Raw genomic sequence first — 20,950 nt, 5'->3', positions numbered from 1 at the left:
GGCCGAGGTGGGGGGCATACTGCAAGCCTTACCTTCTGCCTTTGGTATTGCCTATGACTACTACAACACCTGGCAAGCCTGGCCGTACCGTCGATGAAGCGTTTTTCCGACAGGTACTGGGCCGCCACAAAAGCCTGATCGTCGACCGCACCAACCAGTTCGGCGCCACTGGCCTGCCTTCGGCCGAACAGCTGGCGCAGTCCGTGGCGTTCGCGCCGCAGGACGGCAGTATCTGGCTGTGTGGCCAGCGCATGATGCTGCTGCAAGGCTCGGCCTTCGGCGCGATTCGCCGTGAACTGATCGAGGCCCTGGGTCTGGACAAGGCTCGCGGTCTGCTCACCCGCATTGGCTGGCAGGCGGGCGCGCGCGATGCCGCCCAGGTCAGCGAGCAGTGGCCCGAGGGCGATCACGCCAGCCTCTACAGTGCCGGCCCGCGCCTGCACATGCTCGAAGGCATGGTCAATGTCGAGGTCGTGCGCTTTGAGATCGATTCGGGCGTCGGCCACTTCTATTCCGAGTTTCTCTGGCACAACTCCCTGGAGGTCGATGAGCACATCGCCGCCTACGGCCTGGGCGGGGAGCCAGCGTGCTGGATGGAGATCGGCTATGCCAGCGGCTACGCCTCGTCACTGCTCGGGCGCCTGGTGGTGTTTCGCGAGCTGCAGTGCCGGGCCATGGGCCATCCGGCATGCCGCATCGTCGGCAAACCGGCTGAGCAGTGGGAAGACATCGATGTCGACCTGGCTTATCTGGACCCTGGCGACTTTCTCAGCCGCAGCACTTATACCTCGGCAGTCGACACCCGTGTCGCCGAGCTCGACGTGCCAGCCGACGGCAAGCAACTGGTGGGTATCTCTGCCAGCTTCGTCGCCGCCAGCCAGTTGTTGCAGCGCGTGGCGCCGACCCAGGCCACGGTGCTGTTGACCGGTGAATCCGGGGTGGGCAAGGAACTGTTCGCCCATACCCTGCACCAGGCCAGCCGGCGTCAGCACACACCGATGGTGGCGTTGAATTGCGCAACCCTGCCGGAAAACCTGGTCGAGGCCGAACTCTTCGGTGTCGAGCGCGGCGCCTTCACCGGTGCCGAGCGTTCGCGGCCCGGGCGTTTCGAGCGGGCCAATGGCGGCACGCTGTTCCTCGACGAGATCGGTACCTTGAGCCTGCATGCCCAGAGCAAGATTCTGCGCGCGTTGCAGGAAGGCGAGATCGAGCGGGTTGGCGGCACGTCGTCGATCCAGGTCGATGTGCGGGTGATTGCCGCGACCAATCTCGACCTGCGCAAGGAGGTCGAAGCGGGGCGTTTTCGTGAGGACCTGTTCTATCGCTTGAACGTCTTCCCCATTCACTTGCCCCCGCTGCGCGAGCGACGCGAAGACATACCGCTGCTGATGAGCTATTTCCTGCGGCGCTTCAGCCAACGCCATGGCCGGCAGTTGGCGGGTTTCAGCATGCGTCTGGTCAATGCGCTGTTGACCTATCGTTTCCCCGGCAATATTCGCGAGCTGCAGAACCTGGTGGAACGCGGCGTGATTGCCGCCAGCGATGGTGAGGTAATTGATGTGGTGCACCTGGCCGAGGCCGGCGCGCCGTTGATTGACTCGGCCATCGGCCTGACCGCCGAGGGGCGCCTGGCCCTGGATAGCGCGGCACCTCGGGCTACCGCCAAGGACACTGAAACAGAGCAAGGCCAGAGCGCAGCCGAGGCCCCGGAACTTGCCAGCCTGCAGGCCTTCTTCGCCGGCCAGGAGCGGGTGCTGGGCACCTCGCTGGAGGAAATCGAACGACGCCTGGTGCGTCTGGCGCTGGACCGCTCGGGCGGCAACGTGACAGCGGCGGCACAGATGCTCGGTATGAGCCGGGCCCAGGTCAGCTACCGGCTCAAGGGCAGCTGACCCGGATGGCTGAGGGTTAAAGCGGCGTGGTGAACTTGAACCAGTAAGTCTGGCCCTCGGCGCGGTTGCGTACGCCGGATTCGTCCTGCCATTTGGCACTGAACATCCAGCCTTGCTTGCTGCTGTATTGCACGGCAGGGCCGATCGAGAACGAGCGGCCGCGGTTGCCGTCACTGGCCTCGACCAGGGCGGCGGCCGCGCAATCGCCGGCGCTGCACTTGTCGTCGCTGACCTGCTGGTAGGCATGCCCGCCAACCCCCAGTACCCAACCGTTGCCCAGGCCCCAGCCGAGGGTGTAGTCGGCGTGCAGCTCACGGCCCGACTGATAGTCGGTGGCCTTGTTCTCGAAGTTGTAGTCGTACATCAGGCGCACATCGGCATTCAGTCCGGCGGGGTCGAGGTAGGTCATCGCCAGCACGCCTTGCACGGTGTAGTAGTGGTTGCCGAGGTTGATCAGGTCGTCCTTGTCGTACTCGCTGGCCGTGGGCAGGACGAAGTCGACGCCGGTGGCGATGTGCAGCTTGTCAGTGGGGTGAAAACCAATCACCGGCCCCAGATGGGCGTCACCGATTCCGCGCTTGTGGTCGTGCGGGCCGCCCTTGACGTTCAGGCGCATGTCATTGAGCGGCAGCAGGGCGTGAAAGCCCAGGTCGCCGCCAAACACTTTCTGTTCCGTAACCCAGACGAAACGCGGTACCAGCGTGGTAACACGCAGGTCGATATCGGCGGCCTTGTCACCGCTGTTGTCGCGCAGGCTGTCGGCCAGGTAGTTGCCGACGAACAGCTGGCCGTAGGTGCCCGGTGGCGGCAGGATACCCATGCCATAGAGCTCGATGCCCATGGGCCAGGAGGAGATGCCGCCTTCGGTGGCCTGGGCCTGCCAGGTGGAGGTGGCCAGCAGCAGGCTGGTGGCAAGGTGCAGCGGGGCGCGTTTGAACATGAGAGGGTCAACCTTATTGTTATGGGTGCGGCGCCGTGCAGCGCCTGCACGGGCCCTCTCAAGTTCTGTGCCAGATTTATATTCTTTATATATCAATCACTTACTGGTTTTGTCCGGCTGTGTATGTGCTGTGTTGTTAGTGTTTGTTAAGAAATTTCAGCGACTTGCGTAAAAGTCGCAGTCAGGACACCCCGGCCTGACGAAACGCATTCGGCGTCTGCCCGCAGAGACGACGGAAAAAGCGCGAAAAGTAGGTCGGGTCACTGAAGCCCAGACTGTCTGACAGCTGGCTGATGCTCATGTTGGTGTAGATCAGGTTGCGCCGGGCTTCGAGCAGCAAGCGCTGGTGAATGATCTGCAGTGCGGTCTGCCCGGCGAGTTCGCGGCAGAGGTTGTTCAGGTGCACGCTGGAAACGCCCAGGCGATGCGCGAACAACTCGACCGACAGGTGTTCGCGGTAGTGCTGTTCGACCAGCTTGATAAAGCGCGCAAGCAATTGCTGGTTACGCTCGTCACGGTTGCTCGACAGGGTGTTCTGCTGGCTGCGGCGGCTGATCCAGACCATCAGTGACGTAACCAGCGAATGCAGCAGCAGCTCGCGTGCCGGGGCGCTGCCTTCGTACTCCTGGTGCAACACCCTGATCAGGGTGTGCAAGGCGCGGCGGTCTGCGCCCAGCCGATAACAGCCTGTCGAGGCCAGCACCGTGAGAGGGGCACCCAACTGCGCTTCCAGTTGCGCCACCAGTGGTGCGCCGAGGGTCAGCACGTAGCCATCGATGTCTTCGGAAAACTGAAAGCCGTGGACGGTCATCGGCGGGATCACCTGTATCGCCGCTTCGCGCACTGTGTTGCGCCGCCCTTCAAGCTCGATCACGGCCTGGCCGCGACGCACATACAACAGCTGAAACAGGTCGGCATGGCGATGCGCTTTGATCTCCCAGTGGTGCAGGCTGCTGCGTTTGGGGATCGATTCGCAGTGCAGCAGGTCGGGCGTCGGCCAGGCCTGGCTTTCGCCATACAGCTTGAACACGGGGATTCTGGGGAGGCTGGATCTTGTCATTGTGGGCCTGTCCGATAATCGAACTGTATTTGTAAAAGTGCAATTCGCAGGAGGAATATCACCTTTTTATCCGGTTTTTGTCAGCAAAAATGCAGGGGCACACAACAACAATAGCTGCCAGGCGCTCGCGTCCCCAAGCCTGGAGCCTCAAAGCGAGACAAGAATAATGAGAACTCAGGTAGCCATTATCGGTGCCGGCCCCTCGGGCCTTCTGCTGGGCCAGCTGCTGCACAAGGCTGGCATCGACACGGTGATCGTCGAACGTCAGACCCCGGAGTACGTACTCGGGCGCATTCGTGCCGGCGTGCTCGAGCAAGGCACCGTCGACCTGCTGCGTGAAGCCGGTGTGTCCGAGCGCATGGACGCTGAAGGCCTGGTGCACGATGGCGTCGAACTGTTGGTGGGCGGCAAACGCATTCGCGTCGACCTCAAGAAGCTGACCGGCGGCAAGACGGTGATGGTCTACGGCCAGACCGAAGTCACCCGTGACCTGATGCACGCCCGCACGCTCAGCGGCGCCCCGATCATCTATGCGGCCGACAATGTGCAACCGCACGAGATGAAAGGCGAGCAACCCTACGTCACCTACGAGAAAGACGGCCAGACCCATCGCATCGATTGCGATTACATCGCCGGTTGTGACGGCTTCCACGGGGTGGCGCGCAAGAGCATTCCCGAAGCCGTGCTGACCCACTATGAGCGCGTCTATCCTTTCGGCTGGCTGGGACTGTTGTCCGACACCCCGCCGGTCAACCATGAACTGATCTATGCCCATCACGACCGCGGCTTTGTGCTGTGCAGCCAGCGCTCGTTGACCCGCAGCCGTTATTACCTGCAAGTGCCGCTGACCGATCACGTTGACGACTGGTCGGACGAACGCTTCTGGAACGAGCTCAAGGCGCGCTTGCCCGAGGAAGTTGGTGAGCGCCTGGTCACCGGACCCGCGCTGGAAAAAAGCATCGCCCCGCTGCGCAGCTATGTGGTCGAACCGATGCAGTACGGCAAGCTGTTCCTGGTCGGCGACGCCGCCCACATCGTTCCGCCTACCGGCGCCAAAGGCCTGAACCTGGCGGCTTCGGATGTCTGCTATCTGTATCGGATCCTGGTCAAGGTCTATCGCGAGGGCCGTACCGATCTGCTTGATAGCTACTCTGAACTGGCCTTGCGCCGGGTCTGGAAAGGCGAGCGCTTCAGCTGGTTCATGACCAACCTGCTGCACGATTTCGGCGAACACAAGGACGCCTGGGATCAGAAGATGCAGCAGGCTGACCGTGAGTACTTCTTCAACTCGCACGCCGGCCTGGTCAACATCGCCGAGAACTACGTGGGCCTGCCGTTCGAAGACATCGAATAAGCGAAGGAGGGTGGAGCATGGGTGTGTTCGACTGGAAACACTGGGGAGTACTGCTGGTTGTGGTGGTACTGGTGTTCGGCAGCAAGCGGCTCAAGACCCTGGGCAGTGATCTGGGGGAGTCGATCAAGGGCTTTCGTCGTTCGGTGAACCAGGACGAAGAGCCAACCCCTCCCGCCAAGATCGATAAGGTCTGACAAAGGTGTTGCCTGGTTTGCGACCGCTTTGCGGTCGATCGCAGGCTGTCGCCAGCTCCCACAGATGTTATGCAGTCAGCCACTCTGTGGGAGCCAGCCTTGCTGGCGATGGGCCGCGCAATCAACGCGGATTACTGGCCGCCTCAAGGATATTCACCATCGCCGTATAGCCACGCTTGCGTGCATGCGCCAACGGCGTCACGCCATCTTTGTCGGCAATGTTCACATCGGCCCCGGCCTTGACCAGCATCTCGACAATCTCCACATGACGCGGTCCGCCGTCGCTGAGCACGATGGCTTCCATCAAGGCCGTCCAGTGCAGGCGATTGAGGTGATTCACGTCGACACCGGCGTCAATCAGGGTGCGCACGTTGTCGACATGACCACGCTCGGCCGCGGGGATCAGCGCCGTACCACCATAGCGGTTGGTGCTCTTGAGGTCGGCGCCGTGGGCCAGGGTCAGGCGCAGGATCTGGTTGAAGCCACGCGCACCGGCATACAGGTAAGGGCTGTCGTCGATGTTGTCCTTGGCGTTGACGTCGGCACCGGCCTCGATCAGTACCCGTGCCGCTTCGACCTGGTTGCGATGGGTCGCCAGCAGCAGCGGCGTGCGGCCAAGCTTGTCGCGGGCTTCGCGGTTGGCGCCTTGTTCAAGCAGGCTGCGTACGCGCGCGGCGTCGCCGTTGTCAGCGGCTTCGCGCAGCTGGCTTTCCAGCACGCCGCCTTCGGCGCTGGCGGTGATCGAGGTCATCATGGCCAATAGGAATGCGAAAAAAACGTTGAGGTGTTCCAGGCGCATCCGCTGGTCTCCGTGGGTTGTCCCGTGAATGGGGGCATGATAGAAATCGTGCTCACCATTTAGAAGTTAAATATTTACATGGACATCAGTGTAAAACCGAATAGGTCGTTGTTCGATCTGGACCTGCTTCGGGCCATTGTCGTGGTGGCCGACTGCGGCAGCTTTACCACCGCTGCCGCACGTCTGCATTCCACCCAGTCGACCGTCAGCCAGAAAGTACGGCGCCTGGAAGACATGGTCGGCCACCGCCTGCTGGTGCGTGGCAATCGCGATGTATTGCCCACCGATGCCGGCCAGACCCTGCTCGGCTACGCCCGTCACATGCTGGCCCTCAATGACCAGATGCTTGAAGCCCTGGCCGGCGCCACCGTGGGTGTGACCGTGCGTTTGGGGGTACCGGAGGATTTTGTCGGTGGGCGCACCACCAATGCCTTGTCGGCGTTCAATCGCAAGTACCAGCAGGTCAAACTGGAGGTCACCAGCGGCCTGTGCCGTGACCTGAGCCAGAGCTACGACAACGGTGAGCTCGACCTGGTATTGCTCAAGCAGCGACGCAACAGCCGCGAAGGGGTAGCCTGCTGGCCGGAAGAGTTGCAATGGATCGACAGCGCCAGCACGCCCTCGATCGACCTCGACCCGATTCCACTGGTGACCTTTCCGCCGCGGGGGCTGTACCGCGACGACATGATCAACGCCATCGAAAGTATGGGCCGGCGCTGGCGCATCAGCTTCACCAGCTCGAGCCTCAGTGGTATCCAGGCCGCGGTCGCCGATGGCATGGGCATCAGCCTGCTGCCGCCGCGCGCGGCAACCCGTGAGCATGCGGTGCTGGGTGAGCAGAACGGCCTGCCGGTGATCGACAGCTACGAAATCGTCATCGTTCATCGGCCGACCGCCGATCCGATGGTCAAGGAGTTGGCGGGGGTGTTGGCAAGCCTTCTGGAAGCCCATGAGGTGTAATCATTCATCAGGTGTTTCCTGCTCGGGGCGCAGGCCTTGACGCTCCGCCACCGCCCGCAAGGTGCGCAGTGAAACCATGGGCGCATCGATGACGAACTGATTGGCCAGCCACGAGGGAATGTCCCCGGCTGGCTCGGCCTCCAGTTGATAGGTCACTTCGGTGAGTTGTTCACCTTTGGGGATCAGGGTCCACAGGCCCTTGAGCTGGCGGACACGGATCAGTCCCGGTTGCCGTTCAACCTTGCCGGCAACGGCACTGAGGTGGCGGATCAGCCCGTCATCGTCGGTGCGCTCGGTCTGCACCTTGATCACGATGTCGCGCGGGCTGGCCGGCCAGGGCAGTTCGGTGGTCAGGTACACCCAGGTGCTGTCGCCTTCGACGTCCAGCAGGCGCATGCTGGCGCAGCCGTATAACCATTTGCACGCCACCCGCAGGTTCTCTTGCAGGTCACTCAAGGTGCGCACATCGGCTTTGATCAGGGTCACGCCGCGAAAGCGCTGGTACTTCGAACCGGCCACATCATCCAGATACACCTGAATGCCGTCTTCGTCCTTGGCCAGCTGCCAGGCATCGGCGTGTGCGATGTTGCTTAGCAGCATGAGCAGCAGCGCGCCGCAGAGGTATCCGGGCTTCATAAGACGGGCTCCATGGCCGACGTCAGGTCAAAAAAGCATAGGCCATGCAGAGGGTGGTGGGCCCGCTCCCACAGCAACGAAAAAGCCCGCCAGTAACGGCGGGCTTCTTGTGCATCGAGCCTGGGCTTAGCGCTGAGGGTTCAGCACCAGGTTCATATGACGGTTTACATCTTTGTACAGCAGGTAGCGGAACGGACCTGGGCCGCCGGAGTAGCAGGCCTGCGGGCAGAAGGCGCGCAGCCACATGAAGTCACCGGCCTCGACCTCGACCCAGTCCTGGTTCAGGCGATACACCGCTTTACCTTCCAGCACGTACAGGCCGTGTTCCATGACGTGGGTTTCAGCGAACGGAATGACGCCGCCCGGCTGGAAGGTCACGATGTTGACGTGCATGTCGTGGCGCATGTCGGCCATGTCGACGAAGCGCGTGGTAACCCAGGCGCCGTCGGTGCCGGGCATCGGGATTGGCTCAATGTCCTTCTCGTTGGTGACGAAGGCTTCCGGCAGCGCCAGACCTTCAACCACCTGGTAGTGCTTGCGGATCCAGTGGAAGGTGACGTTCTTGCCGCTGGTGTTACGCAGGCTCCAGTCGGCCGCCGGCGGAATGAAGGCGTAGCCGCCTTCTTTCAGGGTGTAAGGCTTGCCCTGCAGGGTGATGTCGACTTCGCCTTCGACGACGAACAGCACCGCTTCGGCGTTCTTGTCCAGCTCAGGGCGCTCGCTGCCGCCTTCTGGCGCCAGCTCCACGATGTATTGCGAGAAGGTTTCCGAGAAACCGGTCAGCGGACGGGCGATGACCCACATGCGCATCTTGTCCCAGAACGGCAGGTGGCTGGTGACGATGTCACGCATCACGCCCTTGGGGATCACGGCATAGGCTTCGGTAAACATGGCACGGTCTGTCAGCAGCTCGGTTTGAGCCGGGTGCCCACCGTGAGGGGCGTAGTAAGAAGATTTCGACATGGACAGTCTCGACTTGTTGTTGTGTCCCCGTGCCTGGCAGCGCCGGCCGGCGCTGCGTGGGGATGCATTGACACGATATAGACAAGCTCGTGCTATCCACAAATTAAATGTTGAAATACCCGGTATTTGATTACTGAATGCCGACCGGGCTGATCCGCGAGTCGGCATTACCGGTCAGTCAGCTCAGGGCAGCACCGAGACCGGGTACACCGCATCGGCCACCCGCAGGGCTTTGGGAATCAGGCCCAGGCCCTGGAAAGTGTCGGCCAGTTTCTGTTGTTCGGCGGTGATTTTGCTGTCGATCGGCACGGCATTGTAGTTGCGTCGTTCACTGGCCACCTGCAGTACATCGGCGCCGATGCCCAGTTGCGGGGCGAGCAGGGCGGCGACTTCATCGGGTTTGTGGTTGGCCCAGGCGCTGACCTTGGCCAGTTCGCTGAAGAAGGTCTTGAGCAGGGCGCGGTTGTTGTCGGCAAAGGCGGCAGACGACAGGTAGAAGGTGCGGTTGTTGGACAGCCCGCTGCCGTCACGCAGGTTTTTCAGCCCCGGTTGCTTTTCTGCGGCGGCCAGGAACGGGTCCCACAGGGTCACGGCCTGGACGCTGCCCGACTGCAGTGCCGCCACCGCGTCGGCGGCGTTGTTGACGTAGGCCGGGGTGATGTCCTTGTAGCTCAGGCCGGCATCCTGCAGGGCCACGGCCAGCAGGTACTGGGCGTTCCAGCCACGGCCGGTGGCCACGCGCTGACCCTTGAGGGCCTGGACGTTGGCGATCTTGTCCTGCTCCCGGACCACCAGGCCGATGCCGCGCGGGTAAGGTTGCTCGGCGGCCAGGTACACCACCGGCTTGCCCGCCGCCTGGGCGAACACCGACGGCGCATCGGCAGCGTGGCCCAGGTCGATGGCGCCGGTGCTCAATGCCTCCAGCAGTTGCGGGCCGGCGGCAAACTCGTACCAGCTGACGCTTACGCCTTGTGGTGCCAGGGCTTTTTCCAGGGCGCCGCTGCCTTTGAGAATGTTGATGCTGTTGAATTTCTGGTAGCCGATGCGCAGGGTTTTGCTGGGCTCGGCCACGGCGCTTTGGCCAGGTAACAGCAGTGCGGCGAAGGCGGCAATCAAGCCGCCAGTGAGTAGGCGGCGCAAGGGAGAGTGGGGCTGTTGCGGCATGGGCGGACTCCAGAGACTCAAGGACGGTTGGTATCCAAAAATATAAGCAGCCCGGGTAAGTGCTTCAATTTGTTTATTCTGTTTAGTTAGATTGTTTTGTTATTTTTATATCCTTTTGTTTTATTTGTTTCAGGGTTTTCTGATGCATGGACTGGCTCGGCGGCAACGGCCTACCATGCACGCTGCATTCTCTTACCAGCCACTGAGGTCACTTGTGAAATACGCCATAGCACTACTCTTGAGCCTGTCCCCGCTGATGGCCCAGGCGGTCGAAGTCGGTGAGCGCCTGGCGCCCTGGACCCTGCTTGATCAGTACGACCAGGCCTACAGCCTCAACGACCAGACCCGCACCTTGCTGGTGGCCCGCAACATGGACGGCGCCAAGCTGGTCAAGGCGGCCCTGGCCGACCGTCCCAAGGGCTACCTGGAAGCTCGCCAGACTGTGTTCGTCGCGGACATCCAGCGCATGCCGGCGCTGATTTCCAGGCTCTTTGCCATCCCGGCGATGCGCGACTACAGCTACCGTGTGCTGCTGGACCGTGAGGGCAGTGTGGCTACACGCTATGCCGGTGCCGAAGACAAGGTGCTGTGGTTGCAGTTGGACAAGGGGCAGGTGGTCAGTCAGCGGGAGTTCGCCACGGCCGAAGAGTTGCGCCAGGCGCTAGAGCAGAACTGACTTCATCGCGGGGCAAGTCGAGTCGTCGCACCGCCGCTCCCACTGTTGATCAGCGGTGGGAGCGGGCTTGCCCCGCGATTGCCAATCACCTCATCGTAAACATGAAACTTGGTGGTGCTGAAGGGTGCTTTACCAATCCTAGGGCAGGTCCGTCAGAGCTAAACAAATTGGAAAGTACAGTGATCAGACCACCTAATAGTACATATCCATAGAGCACCTGAATCATGATAATGCAGGGCGCAAGCCAGCTATCGGGTGATGCATGCATGTCTCCGAAACCCAGGGTGGTCATGGTGACGATGGAGAAATACAGGCTGCGAATCGGTTGCCAGGGCTGAAGATTTTGCACCTGGCTCGGGAAAAAAAAGTAAAAAGTTGCAAAGAGCAAGGATGCTATGAAGAAAGAGGAAATGATCCGTTTGGCTGAACGGCCATAATCTGAGTGCATCCAAAATAATCTCACCAGGATACTAGATAATGCTCCCTGCTTTTTGTACCAGTCGTTCCAGTTGTGTCGGCGGTTGCAGTATTGCAGGGTTTGACGTAGACCAGCTGAGAAGTTGGCGCTTTCAAAGGAGATGCTTCTGAAGTCTGTATTTCGAGAAACGTCACACAGATCGAAGTAAGTTTCGCTGTTAAGTTTCGTGTCGCGAAAATTTGCGCCGCACATGTTGAGACGTGGTTTTTTAGCGGCTAGCGGATTGTATTTTTCCGTTATGAAACGAGCGCCTTCCAGATTGGCAGAAGCGAACTGCGTTTCGTAGAAGGATGAGCTGAAAAATTTCGCATTCCGGAAGTTCGCGTTATAGCAGCGGGCGTGAGTAAAATTCACTATAAAAAAAGTGGTGTTCTCGAACACCGCTTCTTCACATGCGGCCTCACAGAATAGGCAACTTGCGATGGTCGCATCCTGGAAATTTGCGCGCATCAAATGAGTGTCGGATAAGTCTATGCTCTCCAGGGTAGAGCCTTTGAATGTGGCGCCATATAAGTCGGCGCCTTTGCCATGCTTGTTTTTAAATCGCGCGCTCTTAATCGTTAGTTCATCGAAATTTGCACCGCGAAGCTTAATCATTTCATCGAGCGTTGATACGTAATCATTCCAGGCTGAAAAATCTTCCTTGATTGCGCAACTGACGAGTAATGCATATTGCTCTTTGTTTGGCTCTTCTTTGCTATGGTTTTCCATACAATCCTGTCCTGGGGTTACTCTTGAAATCCTGATGTTACTGGCCCTTTGCGGGCTTGGTTTTTACTGGGATCGGCACATGCAAGGTCGATTTCACCCGCTCCAGCACGACAATGGTGCGAAACCACTTCACATTCGGGTTGTCATGAAACAGCCGTTGAGCGAGTGCCTGAAACTCGCTCATGCTCGCCACCGTCAGCACCAGCATGAAATCGGCATCGCCGGTGACGTAGTAGCACTGCTGGATCTCGGGCCCGGAGAAGGCCTGTTTCATCAGCTCAAGGTCTGCCGACTGAGTGCGGTCGGCATGCACCTCGACCATCAAGGTTATCACCTGACCGACTTTTTCCGGATCGACCACTGCCGCGTTGGCCTGGATAAAGCCGGCTGTCTTCAGGCGCTGGATGCGCCGCTGCACGGAGGCTGACGACAGGTGTACCCGCTCGGCCAGTTCCCGCAGCGGCAGGCTGTTGTCCTGCTGCAGAACGTTGAGCAGGGCAAGGTCGAAATCATCCAGTGCAGGTTTCATGTGCAAAAATTTCTCATCTTCAGGGTGAAAAACGAGGGCACTTATCGGGCGCTACGCAATAAATTATCACCGACCGAACCGCTACGTGAAGGACACCGCCATGCACTCGCCCGCTACCGCCAATGCCGCCCTGGGCGTGCTGCTCAACGTACTGGCGTCGGTGCTGTTTGCCGTGATGTATGCCTATACCCATTTGCTCGAACCTTTGGCCGGCGACGAAATCTACGGCTGGCGAATTCTCCTGACCGTGCCTTGCCTGACCCTGATGGTGCTCGCCAGCGGCCACTGGCACGAAGTGCGCCGGCTTGTTCGGCGGGTGTTTGCAGAGCGCTGGTTCTGGGCGGTGCGCCTGTTATCGGCGGCGTTGCTCGGGGTGCAGTTGTGGTTGTTCATGTGGGCACCGATCAATGGCTACGGCCTGGATGTTTCGCTTGGCTATTTCCTCATGCCACTGACCATGGTGATCGTCGGCCGTCTGGCCTTCAACGACAACATCAGTCGCCTGCAACTGCTGGCCTGTGCGCTGGCGGCGCTGGGTATCATCAACCAGATCGCCATTGCCAAGGCCATCACCTGGCCGGTGCTGGCGGTGGGGCTGGGGTATCCGCTGTACTTCTGGCTGCGTCGGGTCAGCGACAGCAACAACATGGGCGGCCTGTGGTTCGACATGAGCCTGAGCCTGCCGGTCAGCCTGTTTTTCGTGCTCAAGGGCGGCGTAGTGCTGAGCGTTGCCGCCAGTGGCTCAAGCTTGCCGTGGCTGGTCGCCGGGCTGGGGGCGATCAGTGCATCTGCGCTGGCCTTGCAAGCGCTGTCAGGGCCACGCTTGAACCTGACCCTGTTCGGCCTGCTGATCTATGTCGAACCAATTCTGCTGGTGCTGGCCGCGATCCTCCTGGGGGAAAGCATCGCCCCGGCGCAATGGCCCACCTACATCGCTATCTGGCTGGCGGTGCTGGTGCTGGTGGTGGAGGGCGGCTTGAGCCTGAACAGCAGTCGCCGTGGTTACTCGCCCAGCCGCTGTTCACGCGAAGGCGGGTAGCCGAAGTAGGCGCTGTAGCACTTGCTGAAATGCGACACCGAGACAAAGCCACAGGCTATCGCCACATCCATCAACGGCAGATCGGAATACTGCAGCAGGCGCCGACTTTTGGTGATGCGCAGTTCCATGTAGTAGCGGCTGGGTGAGGTCCCCAGCTGCGCCTGGAACAGCCGGTCGATCTGACGGCGCGAGCGACTGCTGTAGGTGGCCAGCTGATCCAGGCTCAGGGTTTCTTCCAGGTTGTTTTCCATCAGTTCGACAATGGTCCGCAGCGGTGCGCTCATGGATTTTTTCGAACTGCTGTCGACCCGCCTGAAGCGCGCCCCGGAGAACGCCAGAATCTCCTCGACCCCGGCCGCCAGTGCTTCACCCTGTTGCAGCTTGAGCAGCGCCAGCATCATCTCCAGCGCGCCGTTGGGGCTGGCGGCGGTCAAACGGTCGCGGTCGAGGACAAAGCTTGCCGGGGTAATCGTGCTTTGCGTGAGCTCGGCCAGGCTCGCTCGCTGTTCGGGGTGGATGGTGCAGCTGTAGCCTGTCAGTACCCCGGCACGCCCGAGAAAGTAGGCACCGTTCCACAGCCCGCCCAGGGCCAGACCATGGCTTGCCGCCTCGCTCAGCAGACGGTCCAGCTGCGGGTATTTGAGCGGTGTGCGCAAGCCGCCGCAGACCACCAGCATGTCCAGGTTATCCAGGGTGTTGCGCTCAAGGCCTGTGGCATAGATCTCCAGCCCCAGGTCGCTGATCACCCGTTCTGAGCCCAGTGACAGCGGTGTGCTGACAAACAGCTGGTTCTGCAACAGGTTGGCGGTGACCAGTACATCCATGGCCACGGTGAAACTGGCCATGGAGAAATTCTCCAGCAGCAGGAAGCCAACGCGGTAGGCGGGCGAGGAGGGCGCCTGCGGGTGCTTGAGGTTCAGCATGTTTGTTGTACTGGATTTCTGGCTGAAGTGGCGAGGGGTGGGCAATTTCGGCTCCGCGGGGCATTGATGGGTAAAGCCTGCGCTGACGATCATGCCTGACAACCAGGGGGATGCGAATACACCGCAGGCTCAACTTTGCGCGCCAGCGCCTCTTGGGGTAACCGGCTGGCGTCTGGTCGTTGTAGGATCCATGAATCATTGCGGCAAGGCTTGATGCAAAAATGCCGGAATCCGACGCCTGATCCCTACAGCAGAGTCGCGACATGCCCTCATCCCATCTTGACCCGCTGCGCCGGGTGATCGAACAGCTTCAGGTCGCCGCAGCGCCTGAACCGTGGCAGTTGAAGACGCGATCGACCATTGCCGGTCTGCTGGAAATCGGCTTTGACCGGGACAGCGAGCTGCTGCTGGTCGCCTCCAGCTCCGGGCGCAGTGTGATCGATTGCCAGACCGGCGAGAAAGTCGCCCGTGACCGCACCGACAACCTCGGCAGCGACCGCCACCTGGAAACCCGCGGCATCGGCCCGTTGCACGAGCGGGTGATCCGCATGGCCGGCATCAATGGCGGCGGTCTGCCGCTGGCCACCGCCGATGGCTGGATGGTCGAGGACATCGTTCTGGCCTGGCCCGAGCAGCACCTGCTGCTGGTTGAACCGGGGTCGTGGCTGCACGGCGCGCGCTATAACCGGCCAGCGCTGTTCCACAAGCTGGGGGTCGAGCTGGAGGTGAGGGCGTTTGGGTTTTCCTACACCGGTTTGAGTCTGGTGATTGCCACCGCGGGAGAAATAGTGGTCTACGGGCGCTGCGGCAAGTCCTTGTCGGCCTGATCCTGCCTGCCGTTTACACACCCCTCATCGCTTTTAATTGCGAAATTTCCCACTTAGTGGGAATCCTGTTTCACCCTTTGGGAAAAGCCTGTGCACCATGTTCGCAAGGAGCACATATGAACTACAACACGCCCACCGATCGCCTGCTGCAGATCCTCGTTGCCCTTGGCCAGGCCGATGAGGCGCTGTCGGCCAAGGAACTGAGCCTGCAACTGGCACAGCCCCTGAGCAGCACCTACCGGCACCTGAAAACCCTGCTGCGCTGGGGCCTGGCCGAAGACAACGGCCACGGTCGCTACCTGCCGGGGCCGGCCTGCCTGCAGCTGGCGAACAAGTTCGACCGTGAAGCGTTGCTGGTATCGCAAGCCCTGCCTGAGCTCAAGCGCCTGGCCGAGTTGAGCCGCGAGAGTGTTGCGCTGATGGTGCCGAGCAATGGCCAGGCGATTTGCATCGAACTGATCGACAGCCCGCAGCCGCTGCGTTGCTGCTATCAGAAAGGCCTGGCCCAGCCGCTGCTGGTGGGGGCTTCGGCGCGGGTGTTGCTGGCGCATATGGCGCCGGAACGAAGCGAGGCGATCCTCCACGAGCAGGGCGTCGATGCTGACGGCATCGCGGTCTATCTGCAGAGCTTCATTGCTATTCGCGACCAGGGCTATGCCGTCAGCCTTGGCGAAATCGACGACGGTATCTGGGGCGTCAGCGCCCCGGTGCTCGACAGCCGCAACCGTTTGCACGGTGCAATCAGCCTGATGGCCCCGGCCATTCGTGCCCAGCAAAACAGTGAACGCCTGACCCGCTGGACCCGCGAGGTCGCCCTGCGCGTGGGCGCGCGGCTGGACTGAATCAACCTGGAGTACCCCGCATGACCGCACATCTCGCCATGCCCGTGTGGCAAGGCCGTATTGACGCTGACGAAGGCTCGTCGGCACTGCGCTGGCACCAGTGGGTGCAGCCCTGCAGCAGCGCGCAAGCGCCCGGCAGCGCCCTGGTGGGCCTGGCGTGCGACGAAGGCGTCAGCCGCAACCAGGGCCGCAGCGGCGCCCGCCAGGGGCCAGAGGCCTTGCGCAAAGCCCTGGCCAACCTGGCCTGGCGTGGCCAGCGCGGACTGTACGACAGCGGCGACATCGCCTGTGTCGGCACTGACCTGGAAGGTGCGCAGCAGGCTTATGCCGAGCGCGTCAGTCAACTGCTCGACCAAGGCCATCTGCCCCTGGGGCTGGGCGGCGGCCACGAAATCGCCTATGCCAGCTTTCTGGGCCTGGCCGAACACCTACGCCAGCGCGAGGCGCGCCCGCGTATCGGCATCCTCAACTTCGACGCCCACTTCGACCTGCGCCACGCCGCGCAAAGCAGCTCCGGCACGCCGTTCCGGCAGATCGCCGAGTACTGCCAGCAGGCCGGCCTGGACTTCGACTACTGCTGCCTGGGCGTGAGTGAGCTGAACAACACCCAGGCGCTGTTCGACCAGGCCCGGCGCCTGAACGTGCGCTATCGCCTCGACCGGCAGATGCAGCCGTGGAATGTTCCGGCCATCGAAGCCTTTGTCGACGAGTTCTTGAGCGGCATCGATCACTTGTACATGACAGTCTGCCTGGACGTGCTGCCCGCCAGCCAGGCGCCCGGCGTGAGTGCGCCGTCGGCCCATGGCGTCGACCTGATGGTGGTCGAGCACCTGGTCCGCCGGGCCAAGGCCAGCGGCAAGCTGCGCATGGCCGACGTTGCCGAACTCAATCCGGGCCTCGACCAGGACCAGCGCACCGCACGCATCGGCGCGCGGCTGCTGGCCAGCCTGGTCGACTAAGCCTTTCTCCCCATTAATCCAAGTATAAAAACAAGAGTATTCACCCATGCTGACCCTGCAACTCGATGCATTGACCACCGTCGCCCTGGCCCTTGTGCTGCTGGCGCTGGGGGCGCAACTGAAAAAGCACAGTTACTGGCTACGCCAACTCTGTGTACCGGCCCCGGTGATCGGCGGCTTCGGCTTTGCCCTGGTGGTGTGGCTGCTGCGCAACCAGCAATGGCTGGACATCAAGCTCGACACCGCGATGCAAACCCCGCTGATGGTGGCGTTCTTCACCACCGTCGGTCTGGGCGGCAGCCTTGGCCTGCTGCGCCAGGGCGGCAAAATCCTGTTCGTCTACCTCGGCGCCTGCTGGGGCCTGGCCTTGCTGCAGAACGTAGTGGGTGTCGGCATGGCCGAACTGCTCGGCATCGATCCGTTGCTGGGGATCATGGCCGGAGCGGTGTCGCTGGAAGGCGGCTTTGGTGCTGCGGCGGCTTTCGGGCCAATTGCCGAGAGCCTCGGTACCAGTGGTGCGACTACCGCCGCGCTGGCCTCGGCGACTTTCGGTATGGTCGCCGGTGGCTTGCTTGGCAGCCCGGTGGCCCGTTACCTGATCGACCGTAAAAAGCTGGCAGTCAAAGCCGACCAGGTCGACACCCTGCAAGCCTTGGAAAAAGCCAACGAAGCCCCGAGCGTGCCCCTGGATGCCGCCGTGCTGCTGCGTCTGCTGACCTGCATGCTGGTGATCATGGTGCTCGGCTTCTGGATCGGCGATGCCTTGAAAGAGCACCTGGGCATCGTCCTGCCGGTGTATGTCGGTGCGATGTTCGTTGCCATCATCCTGCGTAACCTCAACGACCGCGCACGTATCATCGAGATGCCGGACAACGCGGTCAGCACGGTGGGCGACATCAGCCTGGGCATGTTCCTGACCATGGCGATGATGAGCCTGAAGTTCTGGGAGCTGGAACAGCTGGGCCTGCCGTTGCTGGTGATCCTGGTGGTGCAGGTGCTGATCATGGTGTTGCTGTGCGTTTTCGTGCTGTTCCGCCTGTTTGGCGGCAACTATGACGCCGCAGTGCTGTGTGCCGGTTACATGGGCCATGGTCTGGGCGCCACACCGAATGCGGTGGCCAACATGGGCGCCATCTGTGACCACTACAAAGTGTTCTCCTACAAGGCCTTCATTATCGTGCCGCTGTGTGGCGCGGTATTGATCGACATCGTGGCCTTGCCGTTGATTACCTGGTTCATCAACGCCTTCGCCTGATCGAAAGCCCCACAGGTGGCAGAAATGCCACCTGCAACAGGCCCGAAACACGGCCCACACGACCACTGACTTGGCGAAAATCGCTTTTCTCCCTTTCGAGTTCCGTCAAGGGAGGGCACAATGCGTGTCCTTTTTTTGGCCGGCCTTGCCGGGGGCCTCGAAATGATCAAAACGCCGTATTACCTCATCGACAAAACCAAGCTGCTGCGCAACATGGAGAAGATCGCCTACGTGCGTGAAAACTCCGGCGCCAAGGCCCTGCTGGCACTCAAGTGCTTCGCCACCTGGTCGGTGTTCGACCTGATGCAGCAGTACATGGACGGCACTACCTCGTCGTCGCTCTACGAGCTCAAACTGGGCCGTCAGAAGTTCGCCGGCGAAGCGCACGCCTACAGCGTGGCCTGGGCCGACGACGAGATCGGCGAGATGGTCGAGAACTGCGACAAGATCATCTTCAACTCCATCGGCCAGCTGCAACGCTTTGCCGAACAGACCGAAGGCACCGTGCGTGGTCTGCGTGTCAACCCACAGGTGAGCAGCTCCGACTACCTGCTGGCCGACCCGGCGCGTCCGTTCAGCCGTCTGGGCGAATGGGATCCGGTGAAAGTCGAAGCGGTCATCGAGCAGATCTCCGGCTTCATGTTCCACAACAACTGCGAGAACGACGACTTCGGCCTGTTCGACCAGATGCTCAGCACCATCGAAGAGCGCTTCGGCCACCTGCTGCACAAGGTCGAGTGGGTGAGCCTGGGCGGCGGTATCCACTTCACCGGTGAAGACTATGCGCTGGACGCTTTCTGCGCGCGCCTGAAAGCCTTCTCCGAGAAGTACGGCGTACAGGTCTACCTGGAGCCGGGCGAAGCGGCGATCACCCAGAGCGCCTCGCTGGAAGTGACCGTGCTCGACACCCTGTACAACGGCAAGCACCTGGCCGTGGTCGACAGCTCGATCGAAGCGCACATGCTCGACCTGCTGATCTACCGCCTCAACGCCAAACTCGCGCCAAGCACCGGCGATCACACCTACATGGTGTGCGGCAAGTCCTGCCTGGCTGGCGACATCTTCGGCGAGTACCAATTTGATCGTCCGCTGGCCATCGGCGATCGGCTGTCGTTTGTTGACGCAGCGGGTTACACCATGGTCAAGAAAAACTGGTTCAACGGCCTGAAAATGCCGTCCATCGTAGTGAAACAACTCGACGGTACAGTCGAGGTGGTTCGTGAATTCGGGTTCGAAGACTACTTGTCCAGCCTGTCGTAAGCTGGCAGTAAAGGAGAGAAAGAGAAATTGAAGAAGAACGTTCTTATCATTGGTGCAGGAGGTGTCGCCAAGGTGGTGGCCCACAAGTGCGCGCAGCACAACGACGAACTCGGTCGTATTGCTATCGCGTCGCGCAACATCTCCAAATGCCAGGCCATCATCGACAGCGTCAAGGCCAAGGGCAGCCTCAAACAGCCTGCTGAAATCAAGGCATTTGCACTCAATGCCATGGATGTCGAAGCGACCAAAGCGCTGATCCGCGAAACCGAATCGCAGATCGTCATCAACGTCGGCTCCGCCTTCCTCAACATGTCGGTGCTGCGTGCCTGCATCGATACCGGCGTGGCCTACCTGGACACCGCCATCCACGAAGAACCGGGCAAAATCTGCGAAACCCCGCCCTGGTATGGCAACTACGAGTGGAAACACCTCGAAGAGTGCCAGCAGAAGAACATTACCGCCATTCTCGGCGTAGGCTTCGACCCGGGTGTGGTCAACGCTTATGCGGCGCTGGCGCAACAACAGTATTTCGACCGCATTGATTCGATCGACATTCTCGACGTCAATGCCGGCTCACATGGCAAGTACTTCGCCACCAACTTCGACCCGGAAATCAACTTCCGCGAGTTCACCGGGCAGGTGTGGAGCTGGCAGAACAGCCAGTGGACCAGCAACACCATGTTCGAAGTCAAGCGTACCGACGACCTGCCAGTGGTAGGTTCGCAAAACCTGTACCTGACCGGCCACGATGAAGTGCACTCGCTGTCGAAGAACCTCGACGTGCCGAACGTGCGTTTCTGGATGAGCTTTGGTGAGCACTACATCAACGTGTTCACCGTGCTGAAGAACCTTGGTCTGCTCTCCGAGCAGCCGGTCAAGACCGCTGAAGGCCTGGAAGTGGTGCCGCTGAAAGTGGTCAAGGCTGTACTGCCTGATCCGTCCTCGCTGGCGCCGGGCTACACCGGTAAGACCTGCATTGGTGACCTGGTCAAGGGCACCAAGGATGGCCAGCCACGTGAGATCTTCATCTACAACGTGGCCGACCATGAAGAGGCCTACGCCGAGACCGACAGCCAGGGTATTTCCTACACCGCAGGCGTACCGCCAGTGGCGGCAGCCTTGCTGGTCGCCCGTGGCGAGTGGGATGTGCAGCGCATGGCCAACGTCGAGGAACTGCCGGCTGAGCCGTTCCTCAAGGCGCTGGACGTGATGGGGCTGCCGACTCGTATCAAAGACGAGAACGGTGACCGTCCCTGGAGCTGATTGACCTTTAGCTCACAGGTTGCAACCGAGCGGGATTGGCACAGTGCCAATCCCGTTTTTTTTGGCTCTTCACGGAATTCCGGGGGCTATGATCTTTGGGTTGGGTTTTGATTGCTGTGGTTGTGAGCTTATCCATTTTGTGTGGCGATGCTGCCGGCCCCTTCCGCCTTTACGGCGGCCTACTTTTTTCTTGGAAAAAGTAGGCAAAACCGCTCGCTCCTGCATC

Annotated in this window: 21 protein-coding genes; 12 read left to right on the top strand and 9 right to left on the bottom strand. The window is 60.9% G+C overall.

The genetic code is table 11. The features are described 5' to 3' along the window. Nucleotides 1–53 precede the first annotated feature (53 nt). Nucleotides 54–1,892 carry a sigma-54-dependent Fis family transcriptional regulator gene (locus tag AC07OF_RS24125; RefSeq protein WP_157192088.1) on the top strand — a complete coding sequence of 613 codons (1,839 nt, stop codon included), beginning with the start codon at nt 54–56 and terminating at the stop codon, nt 1,890–1,892. 16 nt (nt 1,893–1,908) lie between these two features. On the opposite strand, the gene AC07OF_RS24120 is transcribed toward AC07OF_RS24125, so the two are convergent. After that, on the bottom strand, nt 1,909–2,832 hold the full coding sequence (locus tag AC07OF_RS24120) for a SphA family protein (protein WP_157192089.1): 924 nt from the start codon (nt 2,830–2,832) through the stop codon (nt 1,909–1,911). A gap of 181 nt (nt 2,833–3,013) precedes the next feature. After that, complete coding sequence (locus AC07OF_RS24115; protein ID WP_038609764.1) at nt 3,014–3,892, bottom strand: helix-turn-helix domain-containing protein; 879 nt, start codon at nt 3,890–3,892, stop codon at nt 3,014–3,016. A 166-nt stretch (nt 3,893–4,058) separates the two neighbouring features. Between AC07OF_RS24115 and pobA the strand changes: the two genes are divergently transcribed. Together pobA and tatA are read left to right on the top strand one after the other, a co-directional pair. Further along, nucleotides 4,059–5,246: a 4-hydroxybenzoate 3-monooxygenase gene (gene pobA, locus AC07OF_RS24110; RefSeq protein WP_038609766.1), complete on the top strand. Its 1,188-nt coding sequence runs from the start codon at nt 4,059–4,061 to the stop codon at nt 5,244–5,246. Between the two features lie 17 nt (nt 5,247–5,263). Then, entirely contained in the window at nt 5,264–5,440 is a 177-nt protein-coding gene (gene tatA, locus AC07OF_RS24105; RefSeq protein WP_038609769.1) for a twin-arginine translocase TatA/TatE family subunit, read from the top strand. 121 nt (nt 5,441–5,561) lie between these two features. On the opposite strand, the gene AC07OF_RS24100 is transcribed toward tatA, so the two are convergent. Continuing rightward, nucleotides 5,562–6,239: an ankyrin repeat domain-containing protein gene (locus AC07OF_RS24100; protein ID WP_157192090.1), complete on the bottom strand. Its 678-nt coding sequence runs from the start codon at nt 6,237–6,239 to the stop codon at nt 5,562–5,564. 78 nt (nt 6,240–6,317) lie between these two features. Between AC07OF_RS24100 and AC07OF_RS24095 the strand changes: the two genes are divergently transcribed. After that, nucleotides 6,318–7,199 carry a LysR substrate-binding domain-containing protein gene (locus AC07OF_RS24095; protein ID WP_157192091.1) on the top strand — a complete coding sequence of 294 codons (882 nt, stop codon included), beginning with the start codon at nt 6,318–6,320 and terminating at the stop codon, nt 7,197–7,199. Here the strand turns inward: AC07OF_RS24095 and AC07OF_RS24090 are convergent, their stop codons facing one another. The 3 genes from AC07OF_RS24090 to AC07OF_RS24080 form a co-directional block, all read right to left on the bottom strand. Continuing rightward, a complete protein-coding gene (locus AC07OF_RS24090) occupies nt 7,200–7,835 on the bottom strand; it encodes an START domain-containing protein (protein ID WP_157192092.1) in 636 nt (211 codons plus the stop codon). It abuts the gene before it with no gap. Between the two features lie 126 nt (nt 7,836–7,961). After that, nucleotides 7,962–8,798, bottom strand: coding sequence for a bifunctional allantoicase/(S)-ureidoglycine aminohydrolase (locus tag AC07OF_RS24085; RefSeq protein WP_028944847.1), 837 nt, complete (start codon nt 8,796–8,798; stop codon nt 7,962–7,964). Between the two features lie 183 nt (nt 8,799–8,981). Further along, nucleotides 8,982–9,962: an aliphatic sulfonate ABC transporter substrate-binding protein gene (locus AC07OF_RS24080; RefSeq protein ID WP_157192093.1), complete on the bottom strand. Its 981-nt coding sequence runs from the start codon at nt 9,960–9,962 to the stop codon at nt 8,982–8,984. A gap of 214 nt (nt 9,963–10,176) precedes the next feature. On the opposite strand from AC07OF_RS24080, the gene AC07OF_RS24075 reads away from it, so the two are divergent. Beyond that, nucleotides 10,177–10,638 (top strand): FAD/FMN-containing dehydrogenase, encoded by a 462-nt coding sequence (locus AC07OF_RS24075; protein WP_157192094.1) that lies wholly within the window; start codon nt 10,177–10,179, stop codon nt 10,636–10,638. 85 nt (nt 10,639–10,723) lie between these two features. Here AC07OF_RS24075 and AC07OF_RS24070 read toward each other — a convergent pair whose 3' ends face one another. Beyond that, on the bottom strand, nt 10,724–11,827 hold the full coding sequence (locus AC07OF_RS24070) for a pentapeptide repeat-containing protein (RefSeq protein ID WP_157192095.1): 1,104 nt from the start codon (nt 11,825–11,827) through the stop codon (nt 10,724–10,726). Nucleotides 11,828–11,864: 37 nt separating this feature from the next. Beyond that, a complete protein-coding gene (locus tag AC07OF_RS24065; RefSeq protein ID WP_157192096.1) occupies nt 11,865–12,356 on the bottom strand; it encodes an Lrp/AsnC family transcriptional regulator in 492 nt (163 codons plus the stop codon). Between the two features lie 100 nt (nt 12,357–12,456). Between AC07OF_RS24065 and rarD the strand changes: the two genes are divergently transcribed. Next, on the top strand, nt 12,457–13,395 hold the full coding sequence (gene rarD / locus AC07OF_RS24060) for an EamA family transporter RarD (RefSeq protein ID WP_157192097.1): 939 nt from the start codon (nt 12,457–12,459) through the stop codon (nt 13,393–13,395). On the opposite strand, the gene AC07OF_RS24055 is transcribed toward rarD, so the two are convergent. Beyond that, nucleotides 13,359–14,363, bottom strand: a complete 1,005-nt coding sequence (locus AC07OF_RS24055) for a GlxA family transcriptional regulator (protein WP_157192098.1) — start codon at nt 14,361–14,363, stop codon at nt 13,359–13,361. The genes rarD and AC07OF_RS24055 overlap by 37 nt on opposite strands. A 218-nt stretch (nt 14,364–14,581) precedes the next feature. Between AC07OF_RS24055 and AC07OF_RS24050 the strand changes: the two genes are divergently transcribed. From AC07OF_RS24050 to AC07OF_RS24025, 6 genes are all read left to right on the top strand, one after another. After that, nucleotides 14,582–15,145, top strand: a complete 564-nt coding sequence (locus AC07OF_RS24050; RefSeq protein WP_157192099.1) for a hypothetical protein — start codon at nt 14,582–14,584, stop codon at nt 15,143–15,145. A gap of 116 nt (nt 15,146–15,261) precedes the next feature. Next, nucleotides 15,262–15,987 carry an IclR family transcriptional regulator gene (locus AC07OF_RS24045; RefSeq protein ID WP_038609790.1) on the top strand — a complete coding sequence of 242 codons (726 nt, stop codon included), beginning with the start codon at nt 15,262–15,264 and terminating at the stop codon, nt 15,985–15,987. A gap of 20 nt (nt 15,988–16,007) precedes the next feature. Next, the gene (gene hutG / locus AC07OF_RS24040; RefSeq protein WP_157192100.1) at nt 16,008–16,946 is read left to right on the top strand and encodes a formimidoylglutamase; all 939 of its coding nucleotides are present in this window, start codon (nt 16,008–16,010) and stop codon (nt 16,944–16,946) included. A gap of 46 nt (nt 16,947–16,992) precedes the next feature. After that, complete coding sequence (gltS, locus tag AC07OF_RS24035) at nt 16,993–18,201, top strand: sodium/glutamate symporter (protein WP_157192101.1); 1,209 nt, start codon at nt 16,993–16,995, stop codon at nt 18,199–18,201. Nucleotides 18,202–18,363: 162 nt separating this feature from the next. Continuing rightward, nucleotides 18,364–19,461 (top strand): carboxynorspermidine decarboxylase, encoded by a 1,098-nt coding sequence (gene nspC / locus AC07OF_RS24030; RefSeq protein ID WP_038616468.1) that lies wholly within the window; start codon nt 18,364–18,366, stop codon nt 19,459–19,461. Between the two features lie 27 nt (nt 19,462–19,488). Then, complete coding sequence (locus AC07OF_RS24025) at nt 19,489–20,724, top strand: saccharopine dehydrogenase family protein (RefSeq protein ID WP_495073568.1); 1,236 nt, start codon at nt 19,489–19,491, stop codon at nt 20,722–20,724. The last annotated feature ends 226 nt before the right edge of the window (nt 20,725–20,950 follow it).

This window comes from Pseudomonas sp. GW821-FHT10B02, from assembly GCF_059415665.1.
This window is presented reverse-complemented; position numbering and strand designations above follow the sequence as displayed.